Here is a 16,268-nt window from a genome sequence, read left to right as displayed (position 1 = left end):
CTCGTGGCGGGCGCGTGGGGCGTGGGCACGTTCCTGCTGATGGACGCCATGTTCTCCGGCATGCACGGCATCGGCGACTACGGCATGGCCGACATGGGCGCCGGTGACTTCGGCGGGGACATGGGCGACTTCGGCGGCGGCGACATGGGCGGTGCCGACATGGGTGACGCCGGCGGGTTCGACTTCGGCGACATGGGCGGGTTCGACTTCTAGCGGAAAGTGCTCACGAACTGAGCACTTTCCGGCAACACCGAAAAAGGCCACCCCGACCCTTTTCTGGAGTTGATCTTCAGGCCGGTTCTCAGGGCTGGCAGACGGGACACCAGAAGAGGTTCCGACCGGCCAGTTCGGTGGTCAGGACCTCGGTGCCGCACAGGAAGCACGGCTGTCCGGCACGGCGGTAGACGTACACCTCGCCGCCGTGCCGGTCCGTGCGCGGCGCCCGGCCCATCGCCTTCGGCAGGTGCTCGCGGCGGACGGTGTCGATCCGCCCGACCTTGACGCCGTCCTTCATGAGCACGACCAGGTCGGCCCAGATGGCGTCCCACAGCTCCCTGCTCACCTTGTTGCCCGGCAGCAGCGGGTTGACGTTGTGCCGGAACAGCACCTCGGCGCGGTAGACGTTGCCGACGCCCGCGAGGACCCGCTGGTCCATCAGCAGCACGGCGAGTGACTGCTTCGACCGGATGATCCGCTCGTAGGCGAGGTCCGGGTCGGCGTCGCGGCGCAACGGGTCGGGGCCGAGCCGGTCGTGGATCGCCTTGACCTCGGCCTTGTTGAGCACCTCGCACGCCGTCGGGCCGCGCAGGTCGGTCCAGTGGGTCTCGCCGACCATCCGCATGCGGACCTGGCCGACGGCCGGCAGGACCGGCAGCGGCGACTCGGTGAACGTGCCGTACAGGCCGAGGTGGACGTGCACGATCGCGTCCGGGCCGTAGACGTGGAACAGGTGCTTCCCGTGCGCCTCGGCGCGGATGAGCTTGCGCCCGTCCACGAGGGACGCGGAGAAGCGCCCCTGCGGACTGCTGACGGACACCGGCTTGCCCGCGTACCGGCGCTGGTGCAACCGCGCGAGGCGGTGCAGCGTGTGGCCCTCGGGCATCAGGCCTTGTTCTCGTAGGCGCTGACGAGGTCGATGCGGCGCTGGTGCCGCGGCTCGCCGGAGAACGGGGTCTTCAGGAACGCGGAGACGATCTCGGTCGCCTCCTCGGTGGTGTGCTGACGGGCGCCGATGCCGACCAGGTTGGCGTCGTTGTGCTCACGGGCCAGCTGCGCGGTGGAGAGGTTCCACGCCAGCGCGGCGCGGGCGCCCCGCACCTTGTTCGCGGCGATCTGCTCGCCGTTGCCGGAGCCGCCGATCACCACGCCGAGGCTGCCGGGGTCCGCGACGACCTTCTCGGCGGCGTCGGTGCAGAACGAGACGTAGTCGTCCTGGGCGTCGTAGGTGTGGGCGCCGACGTCGACGACCTCGTAACCCTGCTCCCGCAGAGCCGTGGACAGGTGGGACTTCAGCTCGAAGCCCGCGTGGTCTGCTGCCAGATAAACGCGCACGTCACGGAGTCTGACACGCTGGTGCGCATGTTCAGCCAGGAGGGGTACCAGCTGAGGCTGGAGTGGGGGCCCGAAGGCGTGACCGCGCTGCGGGGCTGTGACGTGCTGGTGGTCGTCGACGTGCTGTCGTTCACGACGTCGGTCGACCTGGTGGTCGGCAACGGCGGCGCGGTCCGGCCCTCCCGGTGGGGACCGGAGTCCGGCAAGACGCTGCGCCCGGCATCACTCGTCGGAGTGACCGGGCTGGTCGAGCTGCCGTCGCCGAACGGGTCGAACCTGTGCGCGCTCGCGGCCGGGACGGGGCGCCATGTGCTGGCGGCGTGCCTGCGCAACGCGTCCGCCGTGGCCCGGCGGGCAACCGAGCTGGGGGAGACGATCGGCGTGATCCCCGCGGGAGAGCGGTGGGGGCTCGACGTGCTGCGCCGCGGGCCGCGCGAGTTCGGGCCGTTGCGGGTGGCCGCCGAGGACTACCTGGGCGCCGGCGCGGTCCTCGCGGCGCTGAGCGGGTCGTCGAGCGGGCAGGCCTCACCCGAGGCGCGGCTCGCGGTCGCCGCGTTCCGCGGCACCGACGTCGTGGCGGCCGTGCGGGACAGCGGGTCCGGACGGGAGCTGATCGGCAACGGGCACGCGGCGGACGTGGACCTGGCGGTCGAGCTCGACGTGAGCGACGCGGTGCCCGTCCTGGTCGACGGGGTGCTGCGGTGATCGAGGTCGCGCCGGGTGTGTTCGCGCGCCGGCACGCCGAGCTGGACCTCACGCTCGGGCTCATCACCGGATCGGGTGATTCGTTGGTGGTGGACTCCGGCATGGACCCGGCGTGGGCGCGCGAGGTCAGCCCGTCACGGATCGTGTTGACGCACAACCACTTCGACCACGTGCTGGCGACGGAGGCGTTCCTGCCGTGCGAGGTCTGGGCGCACGAGGACTGCGTGGTCGACGAGTCGCTGCTCGCCGACCGCGCCCGGTACTACCCCGAACCGTTCGAGGGCAGGCTGGTCGCGCCCACGCGCACGTTCCGCGACACCGTCACGCTGAACGTCGGCGGACGCCGGGTCGACCTGCACCACTTCGGTCCCGCGCACACCTCGCACGACGTGGTCGTGCACGTGCCGGACGCCGGGGTGGTGTTCGCGGGCGACCTGGTGGAGCAGGGCGCTCCGGCCCAGGCCGGCCCGGACGCCACGCCGTCGAACTGGCGCGCCGTGCTGGACCGGCTGCTGGAGCTGGACCCGCGCGTGGTCGTGCCGGGTCACGGTGACCCGGTCGACGCGGCGTTCGTCCGGGAGATGGCGATCCCTAGCCGGGGGGCCAGCTGAGGCCGCGGCCGCCGAGGACGTGGCAGTGCACGTGGAAGACGGTCTGGCCGCCGTCCCCGCCGGTGTTGAACACCAGCCGGTAGCCGGACTCGTCCACGCCCTCGGACTTCGCCACCTGGTGGGCAGTCGCGAGGACCTGGCCCGCGAGCACCGGGTCGAGGTCGCCGACGGCCCGGTGGTGTTCCTTGGGGATCACCAGGACGTGCGTGGGCGCCTTGGGGTCGATGTCGCGGAAGGCGAGCGTCGTGTCGGTCTCCGTCACCACGGTCGCCGGGATCTCGCCCGCGACGATGCGGCAGAACAGGCAGTCGGTCACGCCCGCATCGTATTCGTACCGTTCGGCCCTGTCGGACGCGCCGGACGGCCGTGAATCATGGCCGGGGTGAAGGGCGCCAAGCTGGTGGTGATCGTCCGGTGCCTCACCAGCTTCGCGATCGGAGTGCTGCTCGTGGTGCTCGCGGTCCGCTTCGGTGAGGCGCTCTGGCGCGCGTTCCACTGAGTTCCTGGCGTCAGCGGACGAAGCAGAACTCGTTGCCCTCGGGGTCGCGCATGACCTGGAAGCTGCCCTGCTCGTCCGTGACGACCACGCCCTCGCGCGTCGCCCCCAGGCTCACCGCCTTGACGACCGAGGCCTCGATGTCGTCGACCTCGAAGTCGAGGTGCAGCCGGTTCTTCACGTCCTTGCGCTCGGGCACCGGCTGGAACGACATCCGCGTGCCGCCGGGCGGTTCGACGTGCGCCCAGCCCTGCTCGCGGTTCACCGGCTCCCCGCCGAGCAGCTCCGCCCAGAACCGGACCAGCCGGCTCGGGTCGTTGCTGTCGACGACGATCTGCTGCAGCCTCACGTCTTCACCAGGTTCTCTCGGGCCCAGTCGCAGCACAGGTCGAGCAGCGCGAGCACCTTGCGCCCGTGCGCGGTCAGCTCGTACTCGACCCGTGGCGGATTCTCGTCGAACACCTCGCGCGTGAGGGTGCCGTCCCGCTCCATCGCGCGCAACGTCTCGGTCAGCACCTTGGGCGTCACGTGCGCCATCTCGCCGCGCAGCTCGGTGAACCTGCGCCGCCCGCCCTGCAACGCCCGCAGCACGTGCGCGGTCCACTTGTCACCGATGCGGTACGGCAGGTCCGCGTGCTGGCATTCCACCTGCTCACCCCCGATATCGTTGCGGAAACCGGCACTGCCGACCCTACCTTCGCGCTCATGGCGAAGATCGTTGTTTTCGGAGCGTCCGGCAAAGCGGGCTCCCAGATCGCGGCCGTGGCGGAAGCCCGCGGCCACGAGGTGACACGGGTCGGCCGCGACCCCGGCGTCCAGGCGGCGGCCTCGGTGGCCGCCGGCCACGACGTGGCGGTGAGCGCGGTGGTGGACCTGACCCGCGACCCGGCCGAGTTCTACACCGAGGCGGCCCGCGCCCTGGTGGCGTCCGGCGCCGGCCGGATCATCGTGGTCGGCATCTACACCTTGCTGGAGACTTCTCCCGGCGTGCGCGTGGTGGACGCGCCGGACTTCCCAGCGGAGCACACACCGTTCTGCCTGGGCCACGCGGCCGGAGTGGAGGTGCTCGCGCAGTCCGGTGCCGACTGGCTGGTGATGAGCCCGGCGGGCAACTTCGGCGGCGTGGCGAAGGGCGCCTACCGCCTCGGCGGGCCCGATCCCGCCGACGAGCTGACCTACGAGGACTTCGCGCTGGCCGTGGCCGACGAGATCGACCGACCCGCCCACCACCACACCCAGATCGGCATCGCCGCCGTGTGAACCACGCGTGCAGGTGGGGGTCCGGGGGCGTGCCCGCCGGCGTGGGGTCTGGGGGCTCGGCCCCCAGGACAAATGCGAGAGGCCGACGCGGTCTGCGCAGTTCGCAGACAAGCGTCGGCCTCGGTCGCGAGCGGGCGACGGGAATCGAACCCGCGTAGCTAGTTTGGAAGACTAGGGCTCTACCATTGAGCTACGCCCGCGTTGCCGCCTCTTTGGGGCTGCGATCAATACCTTAGCGGGTGGCGGTAAGCTGGGTGCAACCGGGGCGTGGCGCAGTTTGGTAGCGCACCCGCTTTGGGAGCGGGGGGTCGCAGGTTCAAATCCTGTCGCCCCGATCGGTTGACGAGGCCCGCAGCGACTCATCGCTGCGGGTTTTCGCATCCGGAGCGCCGGACACCCACCTCACCGCGGCCTAGTAGCCCGGGCAGATGTGCTTGCGGACCGCCGCGAGGATGCGGGCGGAGGCGTCGGGACCGAACCCGCTCGGGTGGTTCGGCGAGGTGAACCGCTGCGCCGTCAGCTCGACCAGCTTCGCCTGGTCGCCCGGGGTCTTCGCGACGCTGCTGCACTGGTCCCGGCCGCGGCTGACGGCCCTGTCCGGGTTGCCGTTCACGATCTCCGGGTCGATCGCGTCCAGCTCGGCGACGTAGGCGGCCTGGGTGGTGGCGTCCGGCTTGGGCGGGATGCCCGGCACCTGCAGCGACGGCATCGCGCCCGGCCTGCGCGTCGTCGGGACCGGGGACTCGGTGGTGCTCGACGAGGGCGGGGTGGCGCAGGCCGCGGTCAGGGCGAGCAGGGGCAGCAGGAACGTCGTTGTTCGCGTCACCGACGGTCCGTCGTTCGTCGAAGTACGACCGTTACGCGCGGTCCTCCAGGTAGCGGCTCGCCCACGCCGCCAGCACGCGTGCCACGTAGGCCGCGTCCGCGCGGTCGGTCAGCAGGTGGTCCGCGCCGTCCAGCGACACGAACGACTTCGGGTGCCGGGCCGCGTCGAAGATCAGCCGCGCATTGTCCACGCCGACCAGGTCGTCCTGTGGGGAGTGCATGACCAGCAGTGCGCGGTCCAGGCCCGCGATGCACGAGGTCTGGTCCTGCTCGTTGATGTCGGTCAGGAAGCCGTTGCTGATGCGGAACGGGCGGCCGGCGAGCACCACCTCGGCGACGCCGTGGGTCTCGATGTCGGCCTTGGCCGGGCCGAGCAGGTGCTCGACGTGGGCGGTGTCGGCGGGGGCGCCGATGGTCACGACGGCTCGGGCCTCCGGGATCCGCTGGGCGGCGGCCAGCACGGCGGCGCCGCCCAGGGAGTGTCCGATGAGGACGCTCGGGGCGCCGATCGTGTCGCGGAGGTGGCCGGCCGCGCAGACCAGGTCGTCGACGTTGGACGTGAAGGTGGTGTTCGCGAAGTCGCCGCCGGACTGGCCCAGGCCGGTGAAGTCGAAGCGCAGCACCGCCACGCCGTGGGCGGCGAGTTCGCGGGCGATGCGGCTGGCGGCCACCGAGTCCTTGCCGCAGGTGAAGCAGTGGGCGAAGACGGCGGTCGCCACGACGTCGCCGGCCGGCAGTTCCAGGCGGCCCGCCAGGGCCTGGCCGTCCGTGCCCGCGAAGACCGCTTTCCGGTTGTCCATGCCCTCTATGGTGCGTCACGTGCGCTACCAGTACCTCGACGCCCGGCTCCGGCAGGCGTTCGACGACGCCGGGCTCGACCGCGGGCAGCGGGCGTTGCTGCAGGGCGTGCTGCGGGCGCTCGACCCCGACGCGCACCTCGGCGAGCACGTGGCGGGGCTCACCAGCGCGTTCCTCGCCGTCACCCGCGCCCAGACCGCGCTGGAGAGCCACGCGACCGAGGACCAGCCGCGATGGAACCTGTTGCGCCGCATCATCACCACGTCGATCAGGTGCGTCGACGCCGCCAAACCCGCTTACGCGCACGGCGGCTACAAGGAGCTCGCGCGGGCGCGCAGGGTGCTGCTCAAGGTCGACGCGGCCATCGCGGCGGACGGGCAGCGGCTCGACCCGCGGGTCACGGCCGCGGCCGCCGCGAAGCTCGACCCGGAGGCGCTGGCAGCCGGGATCAGGACGTGGGTCGGTCCACTGTGGAACGGGGTCGCGCTTCCGCTGCGCGCCAGGATGATCGCCGAGGTCGCGGTGCTCGTGGCGGTGCACGGCCGCGACGGCCGGCAGTTGCGCGCGGACCTGGTGCGGTGGCTCAAGAAGCCCGGTGACCTCGGCGAGGTGCTGTGGCCGGAGCCGCGCAAGCACGTCGTGGCACTGGTCGTGAGCGGCGCGCGGGTGTTGCGGCACCTGGACGAGCTCCTGCCGGAGGCGCGGCAAGAGCCGTTGCACCGCAACAGGTTGCCCAAGGACGACTTCCTGAAGGAGGCGGTGAACGGGTCGTCGGTGCTGGTGAGGCTGCCGGTGCTCGCCGCGGACGTGCACACGGCGGCGTTGCGGGGGCGGCGGATCCTCAACGAGGTCCTCGACCAGTACGCGGCGGGGGAGCGGCTCACGGAGTTGCACATCTCGCCGGTGTGGCAGGTCAGCAGTCCCGGTGGGCGGGTCACGCGTGGCACCGAGCACCGGCGCACGGTCGGCAACGCCTACCCGTTGACCGCGTACTGGCCCGCCGAGCTGCGCAGTGCGATGCGGGTGGCGAACCTCGCGCGGCAGGTCGACGCGCCGATGGCCAGCGCCGGGCTGGCGTGGAGCGCGCTGGAGGCGACGGGGCTGGACCCGAGCAAGATCGCGTGGCTCGCCAAGGCGTGTGCGCTGCAGATGTTGCGGCAGCACCTGGTCAGCCTGCACGTCCTCGTCACCACCCACGACGACGAGCTGCGCAGGCCGCTCGCCGCGCGCGTGCCGACGACCGGGGTGAAGCACCACCTGAAGTCGGTCGACGCGTGGCTGGAGGTGCTGGTCCCGCACACCCGGCCGGGCGAGGAGCTGCGGGCCGCGCAGCAGGCCGTCGCCGCGCTCGCCGAGAACGAGGGCGGGCTCGTGCGCGACCTGGTGGAGCTGTGGCAGGCGCGGCTCGCCGACTCGGCCGTGCTCGCGGGCTGGCTGCGCGAGCAGGAGGACACCGCGGCGGCCGTGCTGGAGTGGCTCTACGTCACGCGCAACCTGGCGTTCCACGCGGGACGGTTCGCGTCGCCGGCCGACACGCTCACGGCGCACGCCGGGCAGGCCGTCATCGACCTGACGCTGGAGTTCCTCGGCAACTGGCGCACCGTCGAACGGCGGCTGGGCCGGCGGGAGACCTCGGCCGTGGAGATCTACCGCCGGCTCGCGCAACGACAGGACCAGCTGGTGGCCCGGCTCAGCCGCGCGGGGTCCGTGCGCAGGCTGAGCGTCGAGGACATCTCCGGACCCGACGAGAAGTGGTGGTCGCGCGGCCGGAGATGAGGACGGGGCCACGGATTCCGCTTCGTCAGCCGGAGGTGGATGCCGATCGTCCCGAAGCCTCGGCCGCGAGCGCCGTTGTCGGAATCGGAATGGGCGGCGGTGCAAAGGGCTGCTCTGTTCAGAGCAGCTTTTCCTCCTCGCTTTCGCCGAGTCGAGTCATGGGATCATGGGTCGTCCACAATGGAGCGAATTCGTGCCGACCCTTGACCGGATCCGTGGCGAAGGTCGATGCTGTCGCGCATTGAGAAACGGTGTGCGCAGTCCGCAACAGGTCGGAGTGGTGGCGTGGATCCCGTGATTTCGGTCAGAGACCTGTGGAAGGTGTTCGGGTCGAACGCGTCCCGGGTAGTGGCCTCCGACGAGCTGAAATCGTTGTCGCGGCAGGAGCTGATGGACCGCACCGGTGCCGTCGCCGCCGTGCGCGGGGTGGACTTCGAGGTCGCGCCGGGTGAGATGTTCGTGGTCATGGGCCTGTCCGGTTCGGGCAAGTCCACTCTGGTCCGGTGCCTGACGCGGTTGGTGGAACCGACTTCGGGAACCGTCTCGTTCGAAGGCGAGAACATTCTCGAAGCGGGCACCAGGCGATTGCGCGACCTGCGCAGGAACAAGTTCTCCATGGTGTTCCAGCACTTCGGGTTGCTTCCCCACCGGACGGTCGCGGACAACGTCGGTTACGGGCTGGAAATCCGCGGGGTACCGCGCGCGAAACGTGCGGAGCGTTCCCGGGAAGTGATCGACCTGGTCGGTCTCACCGGCTACGAACGGTCCTATCCGGATCAGCTTTCCGGTGGTATGCAACAACGCGTCGGTCTTGCGCGCGCACTCGCCGGAGATCCCGACGTCCTGTTCTTCGACGAGCCCTTTTCGGCGCTGGACCCGCTGATCCGGCGCGACATGCAGTCCGAGGTCGTCCGGCTGCACCGCGAGGTCGGCAAGACGATGGTCTTCATCACCCACGACCTGAGCGAGGCGCTGAAGCTGGGCGACCGCATCCTGATCATGCGCGACGGCCGGGTGGTGCAGGTGGGCACAGGTGACGAGCTCGTCGGCGCGCCCGCGGACGACTACGTGCGCGACTTCGTCAGGGACGTGCCGCGCGCGCAGGTGCTGACGTTGAAGTGGATCATGCGCCCGCCCGCGCCCGGCGACGACCTGGACGGGCCGGAGCTCCCGCCGGACACCGTGGTGCGGGAGGCGGTGCGCAGCGTGCTCGGCGCCGGCAAGCCGGTGAAGGTCGTGCGGGACGGTGAGCTCCTGGGCGTGGTCGCGGACGAGGAGATCCTCGGGGTCGTGGCCGGGGAGGCGTGATGGTCGCCGTCACCGCTCCGCGGCGCGAGCTGCCGCGCAAGGCTTTGGTCGTGGGCGGCATCGTGCTGGCCTGGCTGGTGCTGTGGCTGGTGTTCCGCAACGTCGGGACGCTGCCGCTCGACGCCTCCGAGCTCACGCCGTTGCACCGGTGGGTCAACGAGGTGAACGACGCGGTCGGCGCGTCGCGGAACACCAACCCCGTGTTCCTCTACTTCTTCAACGAGATCCGGCTCGTCATCGACGAGTTCGTCACGTTCGTGCAGGCGCTGATCGCGCAGCCGTCGTTCGGGCGGCCGGTGCCGGTGGTCGGCTGGCTGGGCGTCGTCGCGATCGCGGGGTTCGTCAGCCTCGCGGTGGCGGGCTGGCGGGTCGCGCTGCTCGCGGTCGCCGGGTTTGTGTTCCTGGGCCTGCAGGGTTTGTGGCAGGAGAGCATGGACACGCTGTCGCTGACGCTGGCGGCGGTCGTGATCGCGTTGCTCTTCGGAATTCCGCTGGGGATCTGGGCCGGCCTGTCCGAGCGGGCCCACCGCGTGCTGACGCCGGTGCTCGACTTCATGCAGACGATGCCGACGTTCGTCTACCTGGCGCCGTTGACGTTGTTCTTCCTGATCGGCCCGGCCTCCGCGACGATCGCGACGCTGGTCTACGCCGCGCCGCCGGCGATCCGCATCACCGCGCACGCCATCCGCTCGGTGCCGCGCACCACCGTCGAGGCGTCCGAGTCGCTCGGCGCGACGTGGCAGCAGACGCTGGTGAAGGTGCTGCTGCCGTCCGCGCGCAGGACGATCGTGCTCGGCGTCAACCAGACGATCATGGCCGCGTTGTCGATGGTGACGATCGCCGCGCTGATCGACGCGCCGGGCCTCGGCAAGACGGTCGTGAAGGCGTTGCAGACGCTCGACGTCGGCACGGCGTTCAACGCGGGTCTGGCGATCGTGGTGCTGGCGATCGTGCTGGACCGCGTCACGACGGCCGCGACCGAGCGCCGTTCGTTGCCGCGCTGGGCGTTGTTCGGCGGTCTGGGTGTCACGGGTGTCGCCGTCTACTTCTCCTACACCTACCTGTGGGCCGCGGAGTTCCCGTCGGAGGCGGAGATCGGCAGCTCGATCCGGCGGGGCGCGACGGTCGCGACGGAGTGGGTGCAGGACGCGCTGCCGGTGGTCACCGGTGGTTTCAAGGACTTCGTGACGTGGGCGTTGATCAACCCGCTGCAGGCGCTGCTGGCCGAGTCGCCGTGGTTCCTGGTGGCACTGGTGATCGTGGCGCTGTCGTTCCTGGTCGGCGGGGTCCGGTCGGCGGTGGTGTCCGCCGCGTGCCTGGGGCTGCTGATCGCGACCGGGCTGTGGCAGGACTCGATGGTCACGCTGGCGTCCACGCTGGTCGCCACGATCATGGTGATGGTCCTGGGCGTGGTGGTCGGCGTGTGGATGGGGCGCAGCAGGCGCGCCGACCGGGTCATCCGGCCGGTTCTCGACGCGGGGCAGGTCATGCCGGCGTTCGTGTACCTGGTGCCGTTCCTCGCGTTGTTCGCGGCGTCGCGCTTCACCGCGATCATCGCCGCCGTGGTGTTCGCGGCCCCGGTCGCCATCAAGATCATCGCGGACGGCGTGCGCGCGGTGTCGCCCGCGACCGTCGAGGCGTCCACGGCGCTGGGCGCCAGCCCGTGGCAGACGATCGTGAAGGTGCAGCTGCCGATGGCGCGCGGGGCGTTGACGCTCGCCGCCAACCAGGGACTGATCTACGTGCTCTCGATGGTCGTCGTCGGCGGTCTCGTCGGCGCCGGCGCGCTCGGCTACGACGTGGTGGCCGGGTTCTCGCAGGGCCAGCTGTACGGCAAGGGGCTCGCGGCCGGGGTCGCGATCGTCGTGCTCGGCGTCATGCTCGACCGCCTCACGCAGGCGGCCGCCAGGCGGTGGACCAACCAGGAGGTTCGGTAGTGGCAAGGCACAGCGTGCTCGGAGCCGTGCTCGTCGGGACGCTCGCGCTCGCCGGGTGCGGCGGCGCGAAGGTCGGGGACACCTCGTCGGGTGCGGCCGGTGACTGCGGCACGTTCAACATCGCGATCAACCCGTGGGTCGGCTACGAGGCGAACGCCGCCGTGCTCGCGCACGTGGCCGAGAAGGAGCTCAAGTGCAAGGTCACCAAGAAGGAGCTCAAGGAAGAGGTGGCCTGGCAGGGGTTCGGCACCGGTGAGGTCGACGCCGTGGTCGAGAACTGGGGCCACGACGACCTGCGCAAGAAGTACATCGACGACCAGAAGACCGCCGTCAGCGCGGGCTCCACGGGCGTGAAGGGGCAGATCGGCTGGTACGTGCCGCCGTGGCTCGCCAAGGAGCACCCCGACATCCTCGACTGGAACAACCTCAACTCCTATGCCGACCAGTTCAAGACCTCGGAGTCCGGCGACAAGGGCCAGCTGCTCGACGGAGACCCGTCGTTCGTGACCAACGACGAGGCGTTGGTGAAGAACCTGAACCTCAACTACAAGGTCGTCTACGGCGGCAGCGAGACCGCGTTGATCCAGGCCTTCCGCCAGGCGGAGAAGGACAAGAAGTGGGTCATCGGCTACTTCTACTCGCCGCAGTGGCTGCTCAACGAGATCAAGCTGGAGAAGGTGAAGCTGCCCGCGTACGCCGCAGGCTGTGACGCCGACGCCGAGAAGATCGCCTGCGACTACCCGGACTACGACCTCGACAAGATCGTGTCGAAGAAGTTCGCCGACGCCGGTGGCCCCGCCTACCAGCTGGTCAAGAACTTCAAGTGGACCAACGAGGACCAGAACACCGTCGCGAAGTACATCGCCGAGGACAAGCTGAAGCCGGAGGAGGCGGCCCAGAAGTGGGCCGACGCCAACGCCGACAAGGTCAAGGCGTGGCTGCCCGGTAAGTCCTAGACCGGGCGTGGGGGTGGTTCCCGGACGAGAGGAACCACCCCACCCCCGGCATCACGCAGCCTGCGGCCCGGCGGGGACCTCAGGCTCGTGGCGGTGCGTCATCCGGTGCCACCACGACCGCGGCCGGCCGCCGTTGCGGTAGAACTCCTGCACGCGGCGGGCGTCCTCCCGCAGGGCCTCCTGCCGGTAGTCCATCTCCGCCTTGATCGCCTCGGGCGTCCATTCCATCCTGCTCACTCCTCAGGTCGTTCTTCCGTTGAGGATGAGAGTGCTCCTGAGGGGTCACCCCTCACATCGGACGATCACCCAAGGTCGCGCCGCCGGATCCCTTACGCCGGGCACCGGCAACCGGATCAGCGGATTCCCGCGGGCCGGGTAAGGCACCACGATCGAGGGCATGACTGTCGCCCACTTACCCACGCGACCTGCGAAGTTCTTCGACCCCGCCACCGAGGTCCACTTCGACGAGGCGCTCGACACCTGGAACGTCTTCAGCCTCGGCGACGTCCAGCGGGTGCTGTCCGACGAGGAGCACTTCTCCGCCGGCTACGGCCTCACCGACGAGACGCGCCCGCTCGCGAACGCCATGCTCAGCGGCATGTGGGCCGCGGACGGGCGGCGCCACCGCGACCTGAGGCTCGCGGTCGCCGACCCGTTCAGCCCGCGCGTGATGGCCCGGCTGGAGGACCAGATCCGCGCGATCGCCGTCTCGTTGATCGAGGAGCTGGACCCCTCCGGCTTCGACATCGTCCCGACCATCGCCCGGCCGCTGCCCACGAGGGTGATCTGCCACCTGCTCGGGCTCGACCTCAGCGCCGAGACGCTCATGACCGCGTGGCTGGAGGAGTGGTACGAGGACTCGGCCACCACCAACACGTTGCCCTCGCAGTCGGAGATGGCGCAGTTCTTCGCCGCCGAGCTCGACCGGCAGCGTTCCGCGCCGAAGGGCGGCCTGATCGCCGAGCTGCTCGCGGCGCAGGCGTCCGGGTACCAGGTGGACGGGCGGCCGCTGTCGGACTGGGACCTGGTCGGGTACTGCGCGATGCTGCTCGGCGCCGGCGTGGACACGACGTTCGCCAGCGCCCCGAACGCCGTGCTGTTCCTGACGGAGTTCGGGTTCTGGTCCGAGCTGCGTGCCGATCCGTCGCTCATTCCCGGTGCCGTCGAGGAGACGATGCGGTGGTATCCCGTGTTTCCCGGGCCTCGGCGGTTGGTGGTGCGGGACGTCGTCGTCGGTGGGGTGGAGATTCCTGCCGGGTCCTGGGTGATCGGGTGGTTGAGCGCGGCCAACCGGGACCCTGCCCGGTATCCCTCGCCCGAGGTGTTCGACATCCGGCGGAAGACTCGGATCATGTCCTTCGGGCACGGGCCGCACCACTGTCTCGGGGCTGGGCTGGCTCGGTTGGAGCAGCGGGTTCTGTTGGAGGAGATGGTGTCCCGGATGCCGTTGTTGCGGCGGGAGGGGTCGGCTCCGCTGGTGCGGCGGGAGTGGATGCTGGACAACCTGGAGACGGCCACGTTTCGGTTTGATTGACGGGTTCCAGCGTGGTTGCCTCCTGCTGGTGGCGCGGCCGGCGCCACCAGCAGCAGGGCTGGGAACAGTTTCTTCGTGCGCTACCTGGTGAACCGCAGGGTGATCACTTGGAACGGGCGCAGCACCACCTGTGCCGTCGCGGGTGCCAGGGGGCGTTCCAGCAGGTCCGTCTCCTGGATGGCGGTGTGGGTGAAGGAGGTGCTGATCGAGGCCTTCGCGCGACCGCCGTGGGCCTCGTAGAGCCGGACGACCACGTCGCCGGACCGGTCGTCGGCCAGTTTCACGGCCTCGACCCTGACCGCGGGGTTGTCCGTGCGCACCAGCGGTTCCGGTGTCGTGGAGCCGCGGACCGACTGCGGGGGCAGGTTGATGCGGTAGCCGGCCTCGACGGCGGCCGGGAGGTCGCCGACCACCAAGGCGTAGCGGAAGCGGTGTTCGCCCTGGTCGGTGTCCGGGTCGGGGAACCTGGGGGCGCGCAGCAGGGACAGGCGCACGGTCGTGGTGGTTCCGCCGTCCTCGCGGGTGGTGCGGGTGACCTCGTGGCCGTAGGTCGAGTCGTTGACGACCGCAACGCCGTAACCGGGTTCGCCGACGTGCAGGAAGCGGTGGGCGCAGATCTCGAACTTCGCCGCCTCCCACGAGGTGTTGGTGTGCACCGGGCGGTGCAGGTGGCCGAACTGGGTCTCGGCCGTCGAGACCTCGGCGCGCAGGTCCAGGGGGAAGGCGATCTTGAGCAGCTTCTCGCGTTCCTGCCAGTCGACCTCGGTGTCGAAGTCGACCTGTTTCGCGCCTTCGCGCAGGCGGATGGTCTGGGTGAGGACTGAGTCGCCGAACTTCGCGCGCACGACCACGCCGTCGGGTGCGTCGACGCGGTCGGACGGGGTCAGGTCGGCCTTCCAGTTGCGGTAGAACGGGTCGATGTCCCAGGCGTCCCACTGGTTCGGGTTGTCGCGGTGCAGCTGGGGCATGCCCGCGAAACCGTGCGGTGGCAGGACTTCGCGGTCGTTCTCGAGGTCGAGGATCGACAGCACGATGCCGTCCGGGTCGATGGTGACGCGGAGCCGGCCGTTGTCGAGGACGCCGTCGACGGGCGCGACGAACGGGCGTGGGGTGTCGCCGCCGAGGACGTCGAAGGTGATCTCGTCGTCGCCGTCGCCCCGCAGGACGTCGATCGCCCGCGCCGTCAGCGTCCTGAGCTCCGACTCGACGCGGGCGTAGGTCTCCCTGGCCTCGCGGTGCACCCAGGCGATCGAGCTGCCGGGCAGGATGTCGTGGAACTGGTGCAGCAGCACGGTCTTCCACAACCGGTCGAGGTCGTCGTACGGGTAGTCCGCGCCCTGCAGAGCGGCGGCCGTGGACCAGTGCTCGGCCTCGCGCAGGAGGTGTTCGCTGCGTCGGTTGCCCTGCTTGGTCTTGGCCTGGGTGGTGTAGGTGGCGCGGTGCTTCTCCAGGTACAGCTCGCCCGCCCACACCGGCGCGTCCGGGTACTCGTCCTGCGCGGCCTGGAAGAACTCGCGCGGCGGCTCCACGCGCACGGTCGGCGAGCCTTCGAGGTTCGCGACGCGGTGCGCGGTCTCCATCATCTCGCGGGTGGGGCCGCCACCGCCGTCGCCGTAGCCGAACGGGACGAGCGACCGCGAGGCCTTGGCGTGCTCGGCGAACTGTCGGGAGGCGCGGGCCAGGTCCCCGCCGGACAGCGACGAGTTGTAGGTGTCGACGGGCGGGAAGTGCGTGAAGATCCGGGTGCCGTCGATGCCCTCCCACCAGAACGTGTGGTGCGGGAACTTGTTGATCTGGTTCCACGACAGCTTCTGGGTGAGGAACCAGCGCGAGCCCGACAGCTTGATCAGCTGGGGGAGCGCGGCGCTGTAGCCGAACGAGTCGGGCAGCCACACCTCCTCGGTCTCCACGCCGAAGTTGTCGAGGAAGAAGCGCTTGCCGTGCACGAGCTGGCGGGCCATCGCCTCGCCGCCGGGCATGTTCGTGTCCGACTCGACCCACATGCCGCCGACCGGCACGAACTGGCCGGTGCGGACCTTCTCGCGGACGCGGTCCCAGACGTGCGGGTGGTGCTCCTTCATCCACGCGTACTGCTGGGCCTGCGAGCACGCGAAGTAGAAGTCGGGGTAGGAGTCCATCAGCTTCGTGACGTTCGAGAACGTGCGCGCGCACTTGCGGACGGTCTCCCGCAGCGGCCACAGCCACGCGGAGTCGATGTGGGCGTGACCGATCGCGGAGACCTTGTGCGCGGACGCGCTCGCGGGCAGCGCCAGCACGCCGGCCAGCTCCTGACGCGCGAGCTCGGCGGTCGCGGCCACCTCGTTGAGGTCGAGCGCGTCCATCGCCCGGTCCAGCGCGTGCAGGACCTTGTGCCGGCGCGGGTCGTGGCCGGACAGCTCCCCCATCAGCGACCGGAGCACCTCGATGTCGAGCATCAGGTGCCAGACCTGCGGCTGGAACACCGCGAGCTCGGCCTTGAGGATCTTGTACAGCGGCTCGGTGCCCGCGGTC

17 protein-coding genes, 2 tRNA genes and 1 pseudogene are annotated in these 16,268 nt (G+C 70.4%); 10 read left to right on the top strand and 10 right to left on the bottom strand.

Going from position 1 to position 16,268, the window contains the following annotated elements; all coding sequences use genetic code 11:
• Window positions 1-213, top strand: a pseudogene (locus VF330_RS20840) (hypothetical protein); the annotation flags it as partial.
• Window positions 214-301: 88 nt separating this feature from the next.
• Here VF330_RS20840 and VF330_RS20835 read toward each other — a convergent pair.
• Together VF330_RS20835 and VF330_RS20830 are read right to left on the bottom strand one after the other, a co-directional pair.
• Window positions 302-1,102 (bottom strand): Fpg/Nei family DNA glycosylase, encoded by an 801-nt coding sequence (locus VF330_RS20835; RefSeq protein ID WP_330853307.1) that lies wholly within the window; start codon window positions 1,100-1,102, stop codon window positions 302-304.
• On the bottom strand, window positions 1,102-1,551 hold the full coding sequence (locus tag VF330_RS20830; RefSeq protein ID WP_330853306.1) for a ribose-5-phosphate isomerase: 450 nt from the start codon (window positions 1,549-1,551) through the stop codon (window positions 1,102-1,104). Before VF330_RS20830 ends, VF330_RS20835 begins: the two co-directional genes overlap by 1 nt.
• A 27-nt stretch (window positions 1,552-1,578) precedes the next feature.
• Here VF330_RS20830 and VF330_RS20825 point away from each other — a divergent pair, with 27 nt between their 5' ends.
• Both VF330_RS20825 and VF330_RS20820 read left to right on the top strand, forming a co-directional pair.
• The gene (locus tag VF330_RS20825; protein WP_330853305.1) at window positions 1,579-2,256 is read left to right on the top strand and encodes a 2-phosphosulfolactate phosphatase; all 678 of its coding nucleotides are present in this window, start codon (window positions 1,579-1,581) and stop codon (window positions 2,254-2,256) included.
• Window positions 2,253-2,867: an MBL fold metallo-hydrolase gene (locus tag VF330_RS20820; protein WP_330853303.1), complete on the top strand. Its 615-nt coding sequence runs from the start codon at window positions 2,253-2,255 to the stop codon at window positions 2,865-2,867. The genes VF330_RS20825 and VF330_RS20820 overlap by 4 nt, the downstream gene beginning before the upstream one ends.
• On the opposite strand, the gene VF330_RS20815 is transcribed toward VF330_RS20820, so the two are convergent.
• The 3 genes from VF330_RS20815 to VF330_RS20805 all read right to left on the bottom strand — a co-directional run bounded on the left by VF330_RS20815 (window position 2,848) and on the right by VF330_RS20805 (window position 4,011).
• A complete protein-coding gene (locus VF330_RS20815; RefSeq protein ID WP_330853302.1) occupies window positions 2,848-3,183 on the bottom strand; it encodes a histidine triad nucleotide-binding protein in 336 nt (111 codons plus the stop codon). The two genes, VF330_RS20820 and VF330_RS20815, sit on opposite strands and share 20 nt — an antisense overlap.
• 193 nt (window positions 3,184-3,376) lie before the next feature.
• Window positions 3,377-3,712, bottom strand: a complete 336-nt coding sequence (locus VF330_RS20810; protein ID WP_330853301.1) for a VOC family protein — start codon at window positions 3,710-3,712, stop codon at window positions 3,377-3,379.
• On the bottom strand, window positions 3,709-4,011 hold the full coding sequence (locus VF330_RS20805) for a helix-turn-helix domain-containing protein (RefSeq protein WP_330853300.1): 303 nt from the start codon (window positions 4,009-4,011) through the stop codon (window positions 3,709-3,711). Before VF330_RS20805 ends, VF330_RS20810 begins: the two co-directional genes overlap by 4 nt.
• A 57-nt stretch (window positions 4,012-4,068) precedes the next feature.
• Here VF330_RS20805 and VF330_RS20800 point away from each other — a divergent pair, with 57 nt between their 5' ends.
• On the top strand, window positions 4,069-4,623 hold the full coding sequence (locus VF330_RS20800) for a hypothetical protein (protein WP_330853299.1): 555 nt from the start codon (window positions 4,069-4,071) through the stop codon (window positions 4,621-4,623).
• Window positions 4,624-4,752: 129 nt separating this feature from the next.
• Here VF330_RS20800 and VF330_RS20795 read toward each other — a convergent pair.
• A tRNA-Gly gene (locus tag VF330_RS20795) sits at window positions 4,753-4,823 on the bottom strand.
• Between the two features lie 61 nt (window positions 4,824-4,884).
• Here VF330_RS20795 and VF330_RS20790 point away from each other — a divergent pair.
• Window positions 4,885-4,958 (top strand) — tRNA-Pro (locus tag VF330_RS20790).
• A gap of 77 nt (window positions 4,959-5,035) precedes the next feature.
• On the opposite strand, the gene VF330_RS20785 is transcribed toward VF330_RS20790, so the two are convergent.
• Both VF330_RS20785 and VF330_RS20780 read right to left on the bottom strand, forming a co-directional pair.
• Window positions 5,036-5,449 (bottom strand): hypothetical protein, encoded by a 414-nt coding sequence (locus VF330_RS20785; protein ID WP_330853298.1) that lies wholly within the window; start codon window positions 5,447-5,449, stop codon window positions 5,036-5,038.
• A 31-nt stretch (window positions 5,450-5,480) separates the two neighbouring features.
• The gene (locus VF330_RS20780) at window positions 5,481-6,248 is read right to left on the bottom strand and encodes an alpha/beta hydrolase (protein WP_330853297.1); all 768 of its coding nucleotides are present in this window, start codon (window positions 6,246-6,248) and stop codon (window positions 5,481-5,483) included.
• Window positions 6,249-6,267: 19 nt separating this feature from the next.
• Between VF330_RS20780 and VF330_RS20775 the strand changes: the two genes are divergently transcribed.
• From VF330_RS20775 to VF330_RS20760, 4 genes are all read left to right on the top strand, one after another.
• Window positions 6,268-8,022 (top strand): hypothetical protein, encoded by a 1,755-nt coding sequence (locus VF330_RS20775; RefSeq protein ID WP_330853296.1) that lies wholly within the window; start codon window positions 6,268-6,270, stop codon window positions 8,020-8,022.
• Between the two features lie 294 nt (window positions 8,023-8,316).
• Window positions 8,317-9,330, top strand: coding sequence for a glycine betaine/L-proline ABC transporter ATP-binding protein (locus tag VF330_RS20770; RefSeq protein WP_330853295.1), 1,014 nt, complete (start codon window positions 8,317-8,319; stop codon window positions 9,328-9,330).
• On the top strand, window positions 9,330-11,267 hold the full coding sequence (locus VF330_RS20765; protein WP_330853294.1) for an ABC transporter permease: 1,938 nt from the start codon (window positions 9,330-9,332) through the stop codon (window positions 11,265-11,267). Before VF330_RS20770 ends, VF330_RS20765 begins: the two co-directional genes overlap by 1 nt.
• Window positions 11,267-12,223, top strand: coding sequence for an ABC transporter substrate-binding protein (locus VF330_RS20760; RefSeq protein WP_330853293.1), 957 nt, complete (start codon window positions 11,267-11,269; stop codon window positions 12,221-12,223). Before VF330_RS20765 ends, VF330_RS20760 begins: the two co-directional genes overlap by 1 nt.
• Window positions 12,224-12,274: 51 nt before the next feature.
• On the opposite strand, the gene VF330_RS20755 is transcribed toward VF330_RS20760, so the two are convergent.
• Window positions 12,275-12,451, bottom strand: coding sequence for a hypothetical protein (locus tag VF330_RS20755; RefSeq protein ID WP_330853292.1), 177 nt, complete (start codon window positions 12,449-12,451; stop codon window positions 12,275-12,277).
• Between the two features lie 169 nt (window positions 12,452-12,620).
• Here VF330_RS20755 and VF330_RS20750 point away from each other — a divergent pair, with 169 nt between their 5' ends.
• Window positions 12,621-13,757 (top strand): cytochrome P450, encoded by a 1,137-nt coding sequence (locus tag VF330_RS20750; protein WP_330853291.1) that lies wholly within the window; start codon window positions 12,621-12,623, stop codon window positions 13,755-13,757.
• An 80-nt stretch (window positions 13,758-13,837) separates the two neighbouring features.
• Here VF330_RS20750 and VF330_RS20745 read toward each other — a convergent pair.
• Window positions 13,838-16,268, bottom strand: a 2,431-nt coding sequence (locus VF330_RS20745) for an alpha-mannosidase (protein ID WP_330853290.1), incomplete at its 5' end; no start/stop codon positions are given.

The sequence above is a fragment of the Lentzea sp. genome (genome assembly GCF_036380075.1).
In the GTDB taxonomy this organism is placed as follows: domain Bacteria; phylum Actinomycetota; class Actinomycetes; order Mycobacteriales; family Pseudonocardiaceae; genus Lentzea.
The sequence above is the reverse complement of the archived record's forward strand: the minus strand, read 5'-3'. Positions and strand labels throughout refer to the sequence as shown.